13 protein-coding genes are annotated in these 18137 nt (G+C 70.7%); 8 read left to right on the plus strand and 5 right to left on the minus strand.

The window, feature by feature from the left end:
* Window positions 1-32 precede the first annotated feature (32 nt).
* A complete protein-coding gene (locus TBR22_RS06775; protein ID WP_239492203.1) occupies window positions 33-1109 on the plus strand; it encodes an IS5 family transposase in 1077 nt (358 codons plus the stop codon).
* 170 nt (window positions 1110-1279) lie between these two features.
* Here TBR22_RS06775 and TBR22_RS06780 read toward each other — a convergent pair whose 3' ends face one another.
* From TBR22_RS06780 to TBR22_RS06790, 3 genes are read right to left on the minus strand one after another with little or no spacing between them, the layout of a single operon-like run.
* Window positions 1280-2428, minus strand: coding sequence for a response regulator (locus tag TBR22_RS06780; protein ID WP_239492204.1), 1149 nt, complete (start codon window positions 2426-2428; stop codon window positions 1280-1282).
* A complete protein-coding gene (locus TBR22_RS06785) occupies window positions 2425-3645 on the minus strand; it encodes an HDOD domain-containing protein (protein WP_239492205.1) in 1221 nt (406 codons plus the stop codon). The genes TBR22_RS06780 and TBR22_RS06785 overlap by 4 nt, the downstream gene beginning before the upstream one ends.
* A gap of 3 nt (window positions 3646-3648) precedes the next feature.
* Entirely contained in the window at window positions 3649-4326 is a 678-nt protein-coding gene (locus tag TBR22_RS06790; protein ID WP_239492206.1) for a hypothetical protein, read from the minus strand.
* 162 nt (window positions 4327-4488) lie between these two features.
* Between TBR22_RS06790 and hemN the strand changes: the two genes are divergently transcribed.
* From hemN to TBR22_RS06825, 7 genes are all read left to right on the plus strand, one after another.
* Window positions 4489-5943, plus strand: coding sequence for an oxygen-independent coproporphyrinogen III oxidase (hemN, locus tag TBR22_RS06795; RefSeq protein WP_239492207.1), 1455 nt, complete (start codon window positions 4489-4491; stop codon window positions 5941-5943).
* A 104-nt stretch (window positions 5944-6047) separates the two neighbouring features.
* Entirely contained in the window at window positions 6048-7004 is a 957-nt protein-coding gene (gene hemH / locus TBR22_RS06800; protein WP_370651495.1) for a ferrochelatase, read from the plus strand.
* Complete coding sequence (hemG, locus tag TBR22_RS06805) at window positions 7001-8434, plus strand: protoporphyrinogen oxidase (RefSeq protein WP_239492209.1); 1434 nt, start codon at window positions 7001-7003, stop codon at window positions 8432-8434. Before hemH ends, hemG begins: the two co-directional genes overlap by 4 nt.
* 64 nt (window positions 8435-8498) lie before the next feature.
* On the plus strand, window positions 8499-9668 hold the full coding sequence (locus TBR22_RS06810) for a PQQ-binding-like beta-propeller repeat protein (protein ID WP_239492210.1): 1170 nt from the start codon (window positions 8499-8501) through the stop codon (window positions 9666-9668).
* Between the two features lie 225 nt (window positions 9669-9893).
* The gene (locus TBR22_RS06815) at window positions 9894-10832 is read left to right on the plus strand and encodes a sugar phosphate isomerase/epimerase (protein WP_239492211.1); all 939 of its coding nucleotides are present in this window, start codon (window positions 9894-9896) and stop codon (window positions 10830-10832) included.
* Between the two features lie 306 nt (window positions 10833-11138).
* Window positions 11139-14432: a TonB-dependent receptor domain-containing protein gene (locus TBR22_RS06820; RefSeq protein WP_239492212.1), complete on the plus strand. Its 3294-nt coding sequence runs from the start codon at window positions 11139-11141 to the stop codon at window positions 14430-14432.
* Between the two features lie 181 nt (window positions 14433-14613).
* A complete protein-coding gene (locus TBR22_RS06825; protein WP_239492213.1) occupies window positions 14614-15708 on the plus strand; it encodes an amidohydrolase family protein in 1095 nt (364 codons plus the stop codon).
* A gap of 78 nt (window positions 15709-15786) precedes the next feature.
* On the opposite strand, the gene TBR22_RS06830 is transcribed toward TBR22_RS06825, so the two are convergent.
* On the minus strand, window positions 15787-17082 hold the full coding sequence (locus TBR22_RS06830) for a lactate racemase domain-containing protein (RefSeq protein ID WP_239492214.1): 1296 nt from the start codon (window positions 17080-17082) through the stop codon (window positions 15787-15789).
* Window positions 17083-17224: 142 nt separating this feature from the next.
* Complete coding sequence (locus TBR22_RS06835; RefSeq protein WP_239492215.1) at window positions 17225-18133, minus strand: GNAT family N-acetyltransferase; 909 nt, start codon at window positions 18131-18133, stop codon at window positions 17225-17227.
* Between the last annotated feature and the right edge of the window lie 4 nt (window positions 18134-18137).

Here is an 18137-nt window from a genome sequence, read left to right on the forward strand (position 1 = left end):
CACCGTCGATCCCGGGTACTACGATGGCGGACATGCGCGGAGACGACCGTCAGCCCACGTCGATGTTCAGCTATGTGTCGGCCGAGGACCGCGTGCCCAAAGACCATCCGCTGCGGCCGATCCGCGCGCTGGTGGACGAGATCCTCCGTGACATGTCGCGCGACTTCGACGGGCTGTATGCCCGTGTTGGCCGCCCGTCGATTCCGCCGGAGCGCCTGCTGCGGGCGCAGTTGCTCCAGCTGTTCTACTCCATCCGCAGCGAGCGGCTGCTCATGGAGCAGCTCGACTACAACATCCTGTTTCGCTGGTTCGTCGGCCTCGAGATGGACGAGCCGATCTGGGTGCCGACGGTGTTCACCAAGAATCGCGACCGCGTGCTGAATCAGGAGGTCGCGCGCCAGTTCCTGGGGCGCGTCGTCGAGCGCGCGTCGGCCTGGATGTCCGACGAGCACTTCTCGGTCGATGGCACGCTGCTGGAGGCGTGGGCCAGCCACAAGAGCTTTCAGCCGAAGGACGGGCCGCCGGGCGGCGGCGACGGGCGCGATTTCCGCGGCCAGACGCGCACCAACGACACGCACGCGTCCAAGACAGACCCTGATGCGCGGCTGTACCGCAAGACGTTTCAGGGCGAGGCGCGCTTGGCGTACCTCGGGCATGTGCTCATGGAGAACCGGCACGGCCTGATCGTGGACGGCATGGCCACCACCGCCGATGGCCACGCCGAGCGCGATGCCGCGTTGCTCCTGCTGCACCGGCACGCGCGCGCCGGTCGCGCGCGGACCGTCGGCGCCGACAAGCAGTACGACACGCACGATTTCGTGGGCCTCACGCGGCAGCTCGGGTACACGCCGCATATCAGCCAGAACGTGAAGCGACGCGGCGGCAGCGCCATCGATGGCCGCACCACCCGCCATGACGGCTACACCAGGAGTCAGGCGTGTCGGCCGCGCATCGAGCGCGTCTTCGGCTGGCTGAAACCGCTGGCCGGCTTGCGCAAGGTGAAACTCCGGGGGCTTGAGAAGGTCGACAGCCTGTTCGTGTTTGCCTGCGCCGCCTTCAACCTGCGGCGGCTGCCGAAGCTGATGGCCGGCGTGCCGGCGACCGCGTGACGCGGCCGCCGACCGCGCGGCGACCCGCCGCGCCGGTCGCGACGAGGCCGCGTGCGGGCGCGGATCGGCCGTGTCGGCCGCGGTCAGCACGTGGAAGATAGCCCTCATGGCCAGTTCTTCAGCAAGCTCCTAACGTCTAACGTCAAACGTCAAACGTCAAACGTCAAACGTCAAACGTCATGCGTGCCCGGCACCCGCACGAGCAGCGGCTCGGCGATGCCGATGGTGCGCACGTACCCGCACAGGATCTCGAGCAGGGCCGGCGAGATCACCTGGCCGGCGGGCGCCAGGGTGAGGCCGCCGTGGGCGCGCACCGGCTCCTCGAGCACCATCCCTGCCTCGAGGTCGGCGACGTTCACGCTCACGACGTGCGACCCCGCGCCGGTCAGCCGGTAGGTCAGCAGCGCGTCGAGCAGTCGCGCCGGCGCGAGCTGGCGGGCCCGCAGGGCGTCGATCGCCTGGTCGCGGTCCTCGCCACGCGCCACCGCCGTGTCGAGCAGCATCGCGGCGCGCAGCAGTTGCGCCCCGAGCTGTTCCGGGCGCATCGCGTCGAGGGGCGTGGCCACCGGCCCGGCGTCGGTCGCCCCGGTGATCATCGCCCCCACGTCCTGCAGTCCCGGCAGCGTCGCCAGCAGCATCGCGGTCGTGTGTGTCACGTCCTCGAACTGCTGGCGCTCGGCCGCATCGGCCGGGTGACCGGCGACGAAGCGATCGATGGTCGCCTTGTCGAAGCCGATCGCGCCCAGGCCGGCCAGGGCCGCCGCCAGCTCGTAGCGATCGGCGCCGGGGATCGACAGCGTGTCGCACATGTGACGCACCGCCCGTTGCAGCCGGCGCAGCCAGTGCTCGAGCGGCGGATTGGTCCTCGTCACGAGCGCCTGCAGGGCGGTCGCCAGCGAGGCGTCCGCGGGCGTGGCGGTCGTCGACGTGGCGTTGTACCTGGCGATGGCGGCCTCGATGCACGCCCACAGCGCCGGCGTCGCGCAGGGCTTGAGCAGCACCCGGAAGATCTCGGCCTCGTTGACCGCCGCGACCAGTTCCAGCAGGTCGGCCTTGCCGGTGAAGAGGATGCGGACCGTGCGGGGGGCGAGGGCCTTGATGCGGACCAGCAGGTCGAGGCCGTTCATGCCCGGCATGTGGTAGTCGGTGAAGACCGCGGTGAATGGCGGGCCGGCTTCCACCAGCGCGAGTGCCTCGCTGGCCGTGGCGGCCACCGACACGTCGAGCTGCGCCTTCAACTGTCGATGGTAGGCCGTGCGGACCAGCCGGTCGTCGTCGACCAGCAGCACGCGCGGGCGGACCAGCCACGGGGCGGTCACGACTCGAGCTCCAGCAGGCGCGGCCACGTGGCGCCGTCGATGGGGCACCCGATGGCCGCCAGGTAGTCGCCATCGAGCTCGTTCGGCGTCGCCGCGTCGCGGGCGTGCTCGAGCCGGTTGGCGAGGTGGACGAGCCCGAGCGCCACCGACGCCGACGCGCCGCCGTATCGCGGATCGTGATGGAAGGCCACGGCCTCGACGATGGCGTCGGGCAGGCCCCAGAGGGCGAGCAGGTGCCCGCCGACCCAGTCGTGCGGCGCGCCGATGAGGATCGTCTCGGCGACGCGCAGCGGCACCTCGCCGGACTCGACCAGGTCCTGGGCCTGGCGGTACTTGTCGGGGAAGTTGATCGCCAGCACCAGCTTGCCGACGTCGTGCAGCAGGCCCGCGGCGCGTGCGGCGCCGATCGCGTCGTGCCCGAGGCGGAAGTGGTGGCCCAGCGCGGCGGCGCGCCGCGCCGTCCGCAGGCCGTGCGAGAACAGGCGGGCCAGGCCGAGGCGCTCGAGCGTCTGCGCGTCGGCCTGCGAGAGCCACTGCTGTTGCACGAGCACGGCGCCCACAGTGTCGAGCCCGAGCAGCGTGACCGCCAGCGCTGCGTCGCTCACCGGTTGCCGCAGCCCGAGGAGCGGACTGTTGACGACATGCAGCAGTTCCGCGGTCGCCCCGGCATCCTGCTCGACGAGCGCCCCGACTCGCGCGACCGACGGATCGGGGCCGCGGAGTTCCGCGAGCAACTGCTGCAGCACCTGCGGCACGCTGGGCAGGACCTCGAGGCCGAGGACCAGCGTCTTCAGCGTCTCGTCGCACAGCAGGCCCCGCACCCGCAGCGACTGCTGGAGCGCCAGGGCGACGGCCCCGGCTCGGGTGTCGCGGGGCAGGCAGGTGTGCGCATGGCGGAGCGCGTCGACGGCCCGTGGCGCGTCGGCCAGGGCCAGCGCCACGCGGAGCACCTCGGGATGGTGGGCCTGGGCGTGCGCGAGCACCGTGGGCGGCTCCCCGGGCACCACCTCGCACACGGCCGCGTCGATCTCGAGCGTCTCCAGGGCGTAGAGCGCCTCGTCCACGCTGTCGACCACCGACACCTGCCACCCTGGCACGCGCGCCAGTTCGCGGCCGAGCGCGTCGCGCCGGGCCGGCGACGCTGCCTGCAGCAGCACATGGATGCCGGACGTGCCGGACTGCCGGGGCCGGCCGCGCCGTCCGGCTCGCGCCACCATCGCTCAGGCCTCCGCCACCGACAGCGCCAGCGACTCGCGCTGGCCCTCGGCCGTGACCCCGAGTTCCACGACCGGACCGCGAACCACCGCGTCGACGAGGATGCGGCTTGCCTCGACGGTCATGCCGCCACGACGCTCTGCGAGGCGACGAGCGGCCTCGAGCATCGCGCGAGCGAACGCCACGCCGATTGCTCGCGGGTTGCCTTTCACCCGGGGAAGGTCCGGGGGCAGCACCGTGTCGACCTCGGCGATGTACTTCCACGCGTTTCGGGTGAGCGTCGTCACCGAGGGGACCAGCGTGCCCAGGTCGACGGCTTGCTCGGCGGTGCCCGCCTGGCTGAATTCCGCGATGGCCCGCACGACGGCGGATGCGCGCTGGGCTGCGTCAGCCGAGTCGGCCAGGGCGGCCTGCAGTTCGTCGGGTGGGTACCGATCCTTCAGGGCCGACAGGGCCTGCTGGAGGGCGGCGAGGTCGGCCGGTGCGGCCTCGGGCGACAGGCGCTCGGCCTGCGCGCACAGTTCGCTCACCACGGCCAGGCCGTCCTCGAGGTAGCGAAGGTTGTGAACGAGGGCCTGCAGCGGCGAGGCGACCTCGTGCGCCAGGCCCGCGGCGAGCAGGCCCAGGGTTTCGAGGCGCTCGCCATCGGTCATCGGCGCGGCGGCGCTGGGCGAGGTCTCCACCCCCGGGTTATCGGCGGAGCGGCGCCGAACTGCATCACGCACAGGCGCGGGGAACCTCGCGGCGCGCGCGGAGAATCCCCCGCGCCGGGGCCACGACAGCGGCTGGATCTGCCGGATTCCCGGCATTCGGCCTGTGGCCCGTGCCTTGCACGAAGGGAGGTCGTGCCAGGCCTGATCCAGCACGGTGTCTCCTCCCTGTCCACGCCGGGCACGCTCCCCGTGCCCGGCGACCTCGATGGACAGGCCGTCACGCTCGACCTCCTTCGTCGGTACGACCGACCGGGGCCCCGGTACACGTCGTACCCGACGGCGGTCGAGTTCCACGAAGGCTTCGGCGCCGACGCCTACGCCACGCACCTGGCGCGCGCCGCGGCGCAGCCCGACGCGCCGCTCTCGCTGTACGTGCACCTGCCGTTCTGCGAGTCGCGCTGTGCGTTCTGCGGCTGCTCGGTGATCGTCACCAAGAAGCGCCACGTCGCCGAGCAGTACCTCGGGTACCTGGTGCGCGAGATCGGGATGGTCGCGGCCGCTCTGCGCGGCCGTCGTCGCGTCGTGCAGTACCACTGGGGCGGCGGCACGCCGAGCTACCTGTTGCCCTCGCAGATGCGCGTCCTGCACGAGGCCGTCCGCGAGCACTTCGACCTGGACCTGTCGGGGGAGCTCGCCCTCGAGGTCGACCCGCGCGTCACCTCCTTCGAGCAGCTCGAGACCCTGCGGGCCCTCGGCTTCAACCGCCTGTCGCTCGGCGTCCAGGACTTCGACCCGGGCGTGCAGGAAGCGGTCAACCGCATCCAGGGCGTCGAGGCGACTCGCGCGTTGGTCGAGCGCGCCCGTGACCTCGGGTTCGGCTCGATCAACGTCGATCTGATCTACGGCCTGCCGAGGCAGGAACTCGATTCGTTCGCGCGCACGGTGGACACCGTCATCGGCCTGCGTCCCGACCGCGTGGCGGCGTACTCGTTCGCGCACGTGCCGTGGATTCGCGCCCACCAGAAGCTGCTCAAGGTGGAGGAGCTGCCCTCGGCCGACCGCAAGCTGCAGTTGTTCGTCGACGCGCGCGCCCGCTTCCTCGCGGCCGGGTACGTGCCGATCGGCATGGACCACTTCGCGCTGCCCGGCGACGAACTCGCGCATGCCGCGGCGGCCGGCCGGCTGCACCGCAACTTCATGGGCTACACGACCCGCCCGGCGGCCGACATGATCGGCCTGGGCGTGTCGGCCATCGGCGACGTGGCCGGGGCGTTCGCCCAGAACACCAAGAAGCTCAGTGCCTACTACGCGGCCATCACCGAGGGGCGCTTCCCGGTCGAGCGCGGCTACGCCCTCGACGAGGACGACCATCTCCGTCGCCACGTGGTCACGCAGCTGATGTGCAACCTGCACCTCGACACCCGAGAGGTGGAGCGTCGCTTCGGCGTCGACTTCGACGGGTACTTCGCCAGGGAACGCGGCGAGCTGGCCGAGGGCCCGATGGCCCACGGCTTCCTCGTCGACGAGGGAGGGCGTCTGCGCGTCACGCCGCGGGGCCGCCTGTTCGTCCGCAACATCTGCATGATCTTCGACCGGCACCTGCGCGAGAAGCGCGCCGCCACGCCGGTCTTCTCCAGGACCGTCTAGGCATGTCCGCACTCCTCGAAGCCACGGGCGTCTCCCCCGCGCTCCACGCGCCCGTCGTCCCGCACGCGTTCGACGCTCCTCCGGTGGGCGTGCTGCTGTTCAACATGGGCGGCCCCGGCACGCTGGCCGACGTCGAGCCGTTCCTCGTCAACCTGTTCTCCGACCGCGACATCATCGAGCTGCCGATGGGCGCTCTGCTGCAGCCCCTGGTCGCGCGCATCATCGCCAAGGCGCGCGGCAACGGCGTGCGACGCAACTACGCCTCGATCGGCGGCGGCTCGCCGCAGCTCCGGCTGACGCGTGCGCAGGCGCAGGCCCTCGAGGCCCGCCTCGATCGCGACGGCGATCGCCGCCATGTCGTCGAGGTGGCCATGCGGTACTGGCAGCCGGGCACCGAGGAGGCGCTCGAGCGGCTCGCGGCGGCGGGCGTGTCGCGCATCGTCACGCTGACCCTCTATCCGCACTACTCGCGGGCGACCACCGGGTCCTCTCGCAAGGAGTTCGAGCGCGTGCTGGCGCAGCCGAAGTGGCGTGATCGCTTCGAGGTCAGCCACGTGGAGGCCTATCCCGATCATCCGCGCTACCTCGACGCGATGGCCGACACGGTGCGCCGCGCGCTGGCCGGGTTCCCGGAGGCGCGTCGCGACGGCGCCACGATCCTGTTCAGCGCGCACGGCCTGCCGCAGAAGTTCATCGATGAGGGCGATCCCTACGTGGAGCACACCCATCGCACCGTGCAGGGCATCCTGGACCGCCTGCAGGTGCCCAATCCACACGTCATCGGCTTCCAGTCGCGGACCGGGCCCGTGACGTGGATCGGGCCGGGCACCGAGGACGTGCTGCGCGAACTGGCCGGCAAGGGCGTGAAGGACGTGCTCATGGTGCCGGTCTCGTTCGTGTCGGACCACATCGAGACGCTCTACGAGGTCGACCAGCTGTTCCGCGACGACGCGCTGGCGGCCGGGATCGTCGACTATCGGCGCAGCGAGGCGCTCAACACGCACCCGCTGTTCATCGAGGCGCTGGCCGACCTGGTGTCGCGTCAGCTGGTCACGGCGTGAGCACCACGCTCGTCCCCGGGCGCCCGGCCCGCGTCGCGATCGTCGGCGGCGGCATCGCCGGGCTGGCGGTGGCACACGCGCTGCGGCAACAGGGGGCCGGCGCGCGGGGCGTCGAGGTGGTCGTGCTCGAGCGCGGCCAGCGACCCGGCGGCAACATCAGGACCGACGTGATCGACGGCTTCACCTGCGAGTGGGGGCCGAACGGCTTCCTGGACAACGCGCCAGCCACGCTCGCTCTCGTCGACGATCTCGGCCTGCGGCCACGGCTGCAGCCGAGCGACGACCGGGCGCGTCGTCGCTTCATCTGGCGCAACGGCCGCCTGCACCCGCTGCCCGGCGGTCCGATCGACTTCCTCGCCAGCAGCCTGCTGTCGTGGCCCGGCAAGCTCCGCATCGCGATGGAACCCTTCGCGAGCCGTCGTCCCGACGGCGACGAGTCGATCCACGCCTTCGCGTCGCGTCGCATCGGGCGCGAGGCCGCCGACGTGCTGATCGACTCCATGGTGTCGGGCGTGTTCGGGGGCGACGCGCGCGCCCTGTCGCTGCGCGCCTGCTTCCCGAAGATGTGGCAGCTCGAGACCGACCACGGCGGGCTGTTCCGGGCGCTTCTGGCACGGCGACGGCAGCATCCCCGCCGCAACGGCGAGGCGATCGGATCGCCGCTCGGCCGGCTGACGTCGTTCGTCGGCGGCTCGGAAGACCTGGTGCGCGGACTCGCCACGCGCCTCGGCGACGTCGTGCGGACGGGCGTGGACGTGCAGGCGGTGTCCAGGAACCCGCAGGGCTACACCATCGCCATCGAAGGCGACGCGCCGCTGCATGCCGATGCGGTCGTCCTGGCCAGCGGGTCGGCGACGACCGCCCGCATGGTGCGGGGCCTCGACGCGGGGCTGGCCGACACGCTCGCCGCGATCCCCAGCGCGACGATGGTGGTGGCGTGCGTGGGGTTCCGCGAGGACCAACTGCCGGCGCCGCTCGACGGCTTCGGCTACCTGGTGCCGCGCAGCGAGGGCATCAGGACGCTGGGCGTGTTGTGGGACTCGTCGGTGTACCCGGGCCGCGCCCCGCAGGGGCACGTGCTGATGCGCGCGATGCTCGGCGGCGCGACCGATCCCGGCGCGATCGACCTCGACGACCAGGCACTGCTCGACGTGGTGCGCGGCGACCTGCGCCGGATCATGCGCATCGAGGTCGCGCCGACGTTCGTCAAGGTGTTCCGGCACGCGCTCGGCATCCCGCAGTACACCGTCGGCCACCTCGCGCGGCTCGATGCGGCGGAGGCGCGGCTGGCCGCCCTGCCCGGTCTGCTGCTGGCCGGCAACGCCTATCGCGGCGTGGCCATCAACGCCTGCATCGCCGATGCAGCGGACGTGGCGTCGCGCGCCCTTGCGGTGTGCAGCGCGGTCCCCGCGCCCCTCGCTACCGTGTGAGGCCGTCCGCCGCCCGGAGGGGCGGCCGGCCCGTGCCGGGTATCCCACCTGCACAATGTGCTCCATGGTTCTCTCGTGCATGCCGCGTATCCACGTCGCCCGCCTGTTGTCCCTCGTCCTGATCGGGGCCGTGGCGCCCGCAGCGGCGCAGGCGCCGCTGCGCACCGCCCCGACGGTCGCGTGGGCGGCGACGGCCGGCTTCCGTGACTGGGGAGCCGTCGTGAAGGTCGGCGACCTCGTGATCGGCGCCAACGTCAACGGCCGCGGCGGGCTGTACGCCGTCGACGACGCGACGGGCAAGGTGAAGTGGAGGGTCGGCACCGAGCATGGCTCGGAGGCGCCGGTCAGCGACGGCCGGGTGGTGGTGATGCCGTGGTGGCAGGCCGAGGCGATCGCCGCGTACGCGGTGACGACGGGCAAGCCGATGTGGCGCGTGCCGTTCCGGTTCGTGCGGACCAACCCGATCGCGCTCGCAGACGGCCTGGTGATCGCGCAGAACGGCACCGACGGATCGCTCCACGCGTTCGACGTCGCAACCGGCGCCGAGCGGTGGACGCTGAAGATCACGACCCGGTTCTGGGCCTGCGGCGCGGCGCCGGTGATTGCCGATGGCACGATCTACGTCGCCAGCGGCGTGCAGACGCCCGCCGACGCGAAGAAGGACTACTTCCTGCACGCGATCGACCTGCAGACAGGCCAGGAGCGTTGGCGCTACAACCCGCAACCGGAGTACCCCAACGCCGGCACGTGCCTCACCGCCATCGTCCCGGTGGGCGACACCATCGTGGCCACCGGCGACGCCTACCTCTATGGCATCGATCGACAGACCGGGCGGCACAAGTACCGGGCCGAGCCGCGCGACCACGGTCGCCGCGAGCCGTTGTTCGGTCTCGTGTCAGCTGGTGCCTACGTGTTCGGCATGAGTCGCGGGCAGATCTCGGCCTTCGACCCGCGCAGCGGCCGCGTCGCCTGGCAGCTCGACGGCGCCTTCCGCGACGGCTTCGCGGCCATGGCCGCTGCAGATGGCGTGCTCTATTTCCAGGGGTTCCTGCCGGCGCGCGACGCGGCGCGTGGCGAGGCCAACGGCATCCTGCACGCGATCGACGTGGCGACGCGTGAGTTCCTGTGGGACTTCACCTATCGGACCGAGGAGCCGTGGTCGTTCCACCGCGTGACGCCGTTCGACGGTGGCCTGTACGTGGACACGTACAAGGTGCTGCTCAAGCTGAAGTAGCGGCAGTCGGCAGTCGGCAGTCGGCAGTCGGCGGTCGGCAGTCGGCCGCGTCGGTCAGGCGGAGGGCCGCCGGGTCCTCAGCGCACACGCCGCCCGCGTTGGTGCCGGGCCCACGGTATCGGCAGGTACCCGGCCCCCCGACACCCGCCCGACACCCGGTCGCCAGCCCCGAGCCCCCCTGTCCTCCTGCCCCCAGCCCCCGGGCCGTGCGATACAGTCGCACCCATGCAACGTCGCGACTTCCTCTCCCGTGCAGCCGCGCTCGGCGCGGCGGCCGTGCCATCACTCGTCTCCGCCCAGGCCCCGGCGCCCGCCGCCGGCGCGCCGCCGCGTCCGGCCCCGCGGCCCGAGCCCAATCCGTCGCCCGCCGGCCTGCCGCTCACGGTGCGTGTCGGCATGACCGACTGGAACCTCGGCAAGCGCGGGGACATCACCAAGATCGCGCTGGCGCGCGAACTGGGCCTCGATGGCATCCAGGTGAGCCTGACGTTCCCCACCGACGGCTCGCCGCACCTGCGGCAACCGGAGACGCAGCTGGCCTTCCGGCGCGCGGCGCTCCAGCACGGGGTGCAGATCTGCTCGCTGGCCATCGGCAATCCGGGCAAGTCGCGGCTGCCGTTCCACACCAATCCGGCCTCGGCGGTGCTGCTCGTGGAGGCCGTCGAGGTGGCGCGCAACATCGGGACCACCAACATCCTCCTGCCGATCCTCGGCGACAGCCACATCGACATGACCAGCCAGGCGCAGGTGGACACCTTCATCGCGATGATGCGTGAGGTGGCGCGCTACGCGGAGAAGGCCGGGGTCGTCATCGCGCTGGAGGACTGGATTTCGGCCGAGGACAACCTGCGGCTCCTCGACGGGATCGGGTCTGACTTCGTGGGCGTGTACCACGACACGCGCAACCTGAAGCGGCGCGGGCACAACCCGTACGGGGAGCCGGCGAAGCTCGGGAAGCGGATCGACCAGGTGCACGTGAAGAACGGCGACAGGTTGATGCACGAGCCCGAGGAGATCGACTGGCCGCGCCTCGCGCAGGAGTACGTCGACATCGGTTACCGGGGCTGGTACGTGCTGGAAACCGGATCGCCGACGGGGGACTTCGTGGCCGACACGAAGGCCAACATCGCCTACGTGCGCAAGACGTTCCGGATGCCGGCCTGAAGAATAATGCCGAATGCCGGGAATGCCGGGAATGCCGGGAATGCCGGAATGTCGCAAGGCGGCTGGCAGGCGGCAGGTGGAGGTCGACGCCGGAGGCTCGGAGGCCGAAGGCCGAATACCGGCGGTGATCCCGCACGCCCCACGTTGTGACAAACGCGGGGCCGCACGATCGATCAGTAACGACGGCGCGCTGCGCCGCGTTTCACGTTGACAGGCCGGTCGCTCCTCCGTACCTTGAGCGCGACAACTCCAAGTGATCGACGCGGCACGTCGCCGCGTCGAAGTCCCCCCCGTCCGGAGGCGCTCATGTTCCGCGTCGTTGCCTGGCTGAGGCCCATCGTGGGCCTGCTGCTCCTGGCTGTCCTAGGCATCGCTCCCCATCCCGTCGAGGCACAGGCCATCTACGGCACCGTCACCGGGCAGGTGATCGACGACTCCGGGGCGGCGATTCCCGGCGCGACCATCGCGCTGGTCAACGAAGCCACAGGGCTGCGCCTCGAGGCCGTCAGCGACGAGACCGGCGCGTACACCGTGCGCAACGTCACGGCCGGGCCGTACACGCTGCGCGCCTCGCTCCAGGGCTTCAAGGAGTACGTGCAGACGGGCATCCCGGTGACGCCCGGCGGGATCGTCCGCGTCGAGCCCAAGCTCGAGGTGGGCGCGCTGACCGAGTCGGTGACCGTGACCACCGAGGCGGCGCTGCTCAAGACCGACAAGGCCGACGTCAGCGTCGACCTGCGTCCCGAGGAGGTGGTCAACCTCCCGTTGAACCAGTACCGCAACTACCAGGCGCTGATGAACCTGGTGCCGGGCGCGACACCGCCGGCGCTGCAGAACGCGCAGACCGACACGCCGGGCCGCGCGCTCACCACCAACGTCAACGGCACGGCGCGCAACACCAACACGACGCGCATCGACGGCGCCGCCTCGATCAACGTCTGGCTGCCGCACCACGCCGGCTACATCGCCCCCGCCGAGACGATCGAGAACGTCAACATCTCGACCAACAGCTTCGATGCGGCCTCGGGCATGACCGGCGGCGCGGCGATGTCGGTGGCCACCAAGTCGGGCACCAACCAGCTGCGTGGCTCGGCGTTCTACTTCCGCAACCAGGACGAGTTCAACGCGCGCCAGGGGTACTTCGATCCGGTCAAGCTCGATGCCAGCACCTCGATCATGGGCGGCACGGTCGGCGGCCCCGTGGTGAAGAACCGCCTGTTCTACTTCGGCGGCTGGGAGCGCAACCTCCAGAACCAGAGCCGCTTCGACCAGTTCACCGTGCCGACGGCGAAGATGCGGCAGGGCGACTTCAGCGAAGTGCTGGCGTTCAACCCGAACTTCCGCATCTACGATCCCAGGACCGGCAACCTCGCCACCGGCGCCGGCCGTGAGGTGTTCCCGGGAGCGGTGATCCCGGCCGACCGGATCAGCGCGATCTCGCGGCAGATCCAGGCACTGTACCCGGCGCCCAACAATGCGGGCACCAACAACGGCCTGCAGAACAACTACTTCGCCGCCCGATCCCCCGAGGCGACGCGCGACAACTACGACGTGAAGGTCAACTGGAACCGCACGTCCGCGCACCAGATCTGGGCCAAGTACTCGATGATGGACGCCTCGGTGCAGGATCTGTTCTACCTGCCCTTCGAGCAGGCCGGCGGCGGCGACACGCAGGTGTACCTCGGCACGGTCGGCAACACCTGGACGCTCAGCCCGACCCTCATCCTCGACGGCAACGCCGGCTTCAACATCATGAAGCACGCGTCGCAGGGGCCCGACTACGGCACCAACTACGGCACCGACGTGTTCGGCATCCCCGGGCTGAACCAGCAGGGCCTGACCGGCAACAGCGCCACGGTTCCCGAGCGCCACAGCGGCATGCCGGTCTTCGAGACGGGCCTCGGCATCCTCGGCAACAACGCCACGTGGACGCCCGTGGTGCGTGACGAACGCAGCTACACCGCGTCGGTCAACCTCACCAAGGTGGCCGGTCGCCACGAGATCCGCACCGGCTTCGACTTCGTGCGCCTCGAGCTGACGCACTGGCAGCCCGAGATCGGCAACCCGCGCGGCGCGCTGACCTTCGCCGGCGGCTACACCGGCACGCCGGGCTACGCCGGCGTCGGCGGCTGGAACTCGTACGCGGCGTTCCTGCTCGGCGAGTTCGGCAGCTACAGCAAGAGCGTCCAGTTCGAGGAGATGACGGGGCGCGAGAACCAGTTCGGCGTGTACGTGTCCGATCGCTGGCAGGTCAACGAGAAGCTGACGCTGAACCTCGGCCTGCGCTACGAGAACTACCCGCTGTTCCACCGCGCCAATCGCGGACTCGAACTGCTCGACTTCAACACGTTCAACGTCGCGCTCGGCGGCCTCGGCGGCAACCCGACCGACCTCGGCCTCAAGACCAGCAACACGCTGTTCGCGCCGCGCCTCGGCGTCGCCTATCGCGTCAACGACGACACCGTGGTGCGCGGCGGCTTCGGCCGGACGTTCAACCCGATGCCGTGGTCGCGCCCGATCCGCGACCCGTACCCGCTCGTGATCGCCTACAGCGGCGCCGGCGCCAACGGGTTCGTCTCGGCAGGGAACCTCGCCACGGGCATCCCCGGAGCGCCCAACCCCGACATCGCGAGCGGCAACGTGCTGCTGCCGCGCGGCGTCGCGATGCGCTCGCCCAACCCGAACAACATCGACCGCGGCACCATCGACTCCTGGAACGTGTTCGTCGAGCGTCGCTTGCCGCTCGACCTGGCGGTGAGCGCCGGCTACGTCGGCACGGCCACCCGCGGCGGCTACGCCGACATCAACCAGAACTACGCCGAGTCGGGCGGCAACGCAGCGCGCCAGTACTTCGCGCGTGCCAACAACGCCAACATCCTCGACTGGGGCTCGTTTGCGATCGCCAACTACCACTCGCTGCAGGTGGCGCTGAACCGTCCCTTCAAGAACGGCCTGCTCCTCAAGGGCGCCTACACCTGGAGCAAGGCGCTCAACCAGGTCGACGATGACGGCCGCGCGGTGGTGACCTGGAGCCAGCCGTCGCAGTTCGAGCGCAACTACGCCTACGCGGGCTACGACCGCCCGCACATGCTGCAGCTCGGCTTCGTCTACGAGCTGCCGTTCGCGCGCGAGGCCTCCGGCGTGCTGCCGCTCCTCATCAAGAACTGGCAGATCAACGGCATCGGCTCATGGCTGTCGGGCACGCCGTTCTCGGTCGGGGGCGACAACGGCCTGCTGCAGCAGCAGGGCGGCTTCCAGTCGGCCAACGTCACCGGCGAACTGAAGGGCGGCTTCGGCGAGGCCGGCCCCGACGAGCCCTGGTACGACCCGTCGCAGTTCAGCCAGCCGGGCAACGCGTGGGGCAACAGCGGGCGCAACGCGTTCCGCGGGCCGTCGAACTGGAACCTCGACTTCTCGCTCTTCCGGGCCTTCCCGTTCGGCCGCTACCGCCTCGAGTTCCGCGCCGAAGCCGCCAACGTCTTCAACCACGCGCAGTGGGCCAATCCGGTGACCGGGCTGACCGACCCCAACTTCATGCGCATCCGCACCCTGGCGCGCAGCCCGCGCACGGTGCAGCTGGGGCTCCGCTTCCAGTTCTAGTCGACCTCCGCTCGCTCGCGCGAGCTCGGTCGACAACGCTCTCGCGAGGCGGCGTCACGCCGCCTCGCGAGTTCTGGTCAGGCTCGAGGCTCAGGGCTCAGGGCCATCCTGAGTCCTGGGCGGGCCTCAGCACTCACGGCCGCAGGACTCGTCCTGCGGCCGTTTTCGTTACAAGGCCTCCATGTCGCGACTCCCGCTTCCCACCGCCGTTGCCTGCCTGGCCCTCGTCCTGGTGTCGATCGGGCTGGCGTCTCCGTCGGCTCAGGCTCCGGCGGCGCCCGGCGGTTTCGAAGCCATCCGCAAGATCGACGTGCATGCGCACGTCTACGAGGACATTCCGGCCGTCACGGTGATGCTGGCGCGCATCAACCTGCGCCTGGTCAACATCAGCAACCCGGGGACCGACGGGTTCCTCGACCTGATGCACCGCTTCAACGCCTCACTGGTGCAGGCGCACCCCCGCGAGTTCTCCTGGGCGTCGACCTTCGACCTCACCACGCGCGATCAGCCGCAGTACGGCGCGCGCGTCGCGGCCGCACTCGACGAGTCGTTCGCGCAGGGCGCGGTCATGGTGAAGATCTGGAAGGAGGTCGGGCTCGAGCTGAAGCGACCCGACGGGACGTTCCTCCTGCCGGACGACCCGCTGCTCGACCCCGTCTATCGCCATCTCGCCGACCGACGGAAGCCACTGCTCGCGCACCTGGCCGAGCCGCTCGAGGCGTGGCTGCCGCTCGATCCCGGCGGCGCGTATCACGCCTACTACTCGAAGAACCCCCAGTGGCATCTGTACCGGAAGGGCGGGTTCCCGAGCCACCAGGCCCTGATGGACTCGCGCGACCACATCCTGGTGAAGCACCCCGGGCTGGTCGTCATCGGTGCGCACCTCGGGTCGATGGAGCACGACGTGGACGAGGTCGCACGGCGGCTCGATCGCTATCCGAACTTCCACGTCGAGGTGTCGGCTCGGACGCGATCTCTGGCGCGCCAGTCGTCTGCCAAGGTGCGGGCATTCTTCCTGAAGTACCAGGACCGGATCCTCTACGGCACCGACCAGTCGTGGCGCCCCTACCGGACGCCGGCCGTCGTCCCGACCGACGCCGAGCGCGCCGCCTTTGCCGCCTCGCTCGAGGCGCAGTACCGGCGCGACTGGGCGTACTACGCAGGGACGGGGCCGATGGAGTACGGCACCACGAAGACCCAGGCGCTGGCGCTGCCGCGCGAGGTGCTGGAGAAGTTCTACTGGAAGAACGCCGAACGGTTGATTGGCGTGAAGTGAGCCGCGACGGCCTGCGTCGGTCGGCCTCCGGCCTGCGACGGCCGGTCGGCATCCCGGCAACCGCGGCAGTGCCGCATCCTACGACCCTCGCGCCCACTCCGGCGGGTTGCTGAGGCGGTAGAGCATCTCGCCGGCCTTGCGCACCAGCAGCACGCCTTCATCCTCGCGATCGGCGAAGGCTTCCTTGTCGATCGTCGCCGGGTCGCGGTAGCCCAGGTTGATCTGCCGGCAGATGTGCTCGGGGATCCGGCTGGCCACCGTCACCGTGATGCGGCAGCGCTCGACGCCGTCCTCGTAGGTGCCCACGCCGCGCACGTGCGTCGAGTGCGCGAGCACGCCCCAGGGCTTGCCCTTGAATCGATCCCACTGGCCGCGGAAGTAGTCCCGGCAGTGATAGCCCACCTCGAGCAGCAAGCGCCCGTGCGTGACCGACACCTCCGAGATGTGCGGGGCGTAGATGATCAACTCCCCGCCGTCGGCGACGACGGGCTCGAGCTTGTACATGCCCTTGCCACCGGTCCAGAGGTCCTCGTACATCGGCGGCACGCACGACAGCACCGTGTGGAACGGGCGGTCCTTGTAGACGATGTGTGTCCGCCGCGAGACCTCGCTGGCCTCGGTCCAGGCGGCCTCGGGCGTGCCGCCCACGATGCCCGCGAGGCTGCCGTCGGGCCGCACCACCAGGCACACGCACGCCTTGGGCACCGGCACCAGCGCGCCAGCCGCATCGACAACCTTGCGCACCGGCGTCCACTTGCTGCCGATGATCATCGGGTTGGTCACCACGGCGCCCAGCCAGTGGAAGAAGTTCAGGATGTCGGGCCCGCTGACGCCGGGAAACAGGTACTTGTTGCCGCCCGAGAAGCCGACCACCTCGTGCGGGAACACCGGCCCGATGATGACGATGCGGTCGTAGTCGAGGACGCGCCTGTTGATCTCGACGGGCACGTCGATGTCGAACGCGCCATCGGTGAGCTCGTGGATGCGCGCGGCCGAGAGCACGCCGACGCGCTGGAGCGCCGCGGGGTTGTCCCACTCGTGGTTGTAGAACGCCACGTCGCGATACCGCGTCTGCCGCGCCTCCATCGTCATGTCGAGGCGACGACAGATGGCCTCCTCGGACATCGGCTGGTGGGTGCCCAGGGCGATCATCACGTCGATGCGGGCGACGGCGCCGGCGAGTTGATCGAAGAGCTGACGGAAGACCAGGCCCACCGGGGCCGTTCGCGTGCCGTCGGGCACGATGGCCAGCACGCGCTGGCCGCGCCACTCGTCGACCGGGCAGGTGCGCGCCAGGACGGCGGCGACCTCATCGACCGAGACGGCCGTGCCGGGCGCGGCGATGGCAGACGGACATTGGGCAGCGTCGATCACGGGGGGGATCTTAACGCTTAACGTTTGACGTTTGACGGTTGACGGCTGACGGTTGACGGTTGACGTTCGGCGCCTGACGGTTGGCGGTTGACGTTCGACGGTGAGCGCGTGAGGTCACCGGTGGACCCTGGCGGGTCACACGTCACCCGAACTCCGGTCCCACGATCGCGAAGAGTCGGGCAGGGTCGGCCACCGGACGACCATCGCCGCGGTACATGCGGGTGAACGGGCGCTGGGCGGTAAAACCCAGGGCCTCGAGCCCGTCGCGCCAACTGGCACGGCCGCCGACGATGTCGATGACGATCGCCGGTGGAGCCGCTGATGCCAGGCACGAGCGGAGCAGGCCGAGGGCCACGCCCGTCGATGGCGCCACCACCGGCCCGAGGTGCGTGAACTGGTGACCGGGTCGGCCCAGCAGCACGCCGTCGATGCCCGCCGGACCTTCGTGCACCCACGCCAGATCCGGGGCGCCTTCGATCAGCCACGCGAGGAGGGCGCGCCTGTCGAGCCCGGTCGCCCTCGCGTCGACGACGGCGATGGCGGCAAGGTCGCCGGGCGTCGCGGGCCGGACGCCCGTCACGCTTCCGGCCGGCACGGGCGCGTGCGACAGCCGTTCGAGGCGCGTGAGCGTGCCCGCCTCGACGAAGCCGAGCTTCTCGTAAAGAGGACGGCCGAGCGGCGTCGCATCCAGGCCGACGACGGGCACGTCGGCCACCGAGGCCAGGCCGCGTTCGAGCAGCGCCGTGCCGAGACCCTGCCCGCGGGACTCCGGCTCGACCAGCACCATCGACAGCCAGGCGACGTCGGCATCCGGGACGAGGATCGGCGGGCGGGCGCCGAAGTCGACGCCAGCATCGTCCCGCCACCTGCGGAATCGGGTCGTGGCCACCGAGCCGGTCACATGGCCGTCGGCGGTCGTCGCGACGATCGCGCGACCGGAGGTGCCATCGAGGAAGCGGGCCCAGTCACGGGCGGTCTGGTTCCACCGGCTCAGCCGGCACAGGCGCAGGCCGGCGTCGATGTCGGCCTGGGTCATGGATCTGAATGGCATGGCA

Source organism: Luteitalea sp. TBR-22 (genome assembly GCF_016865485.1).
Taxonomy (GTDB): domain Bacteria; phylum Acidobacteriota; class Vicinamibacteria; order Vicinamibacterales; family Vicinamibacteraceae; genus Luteitalea.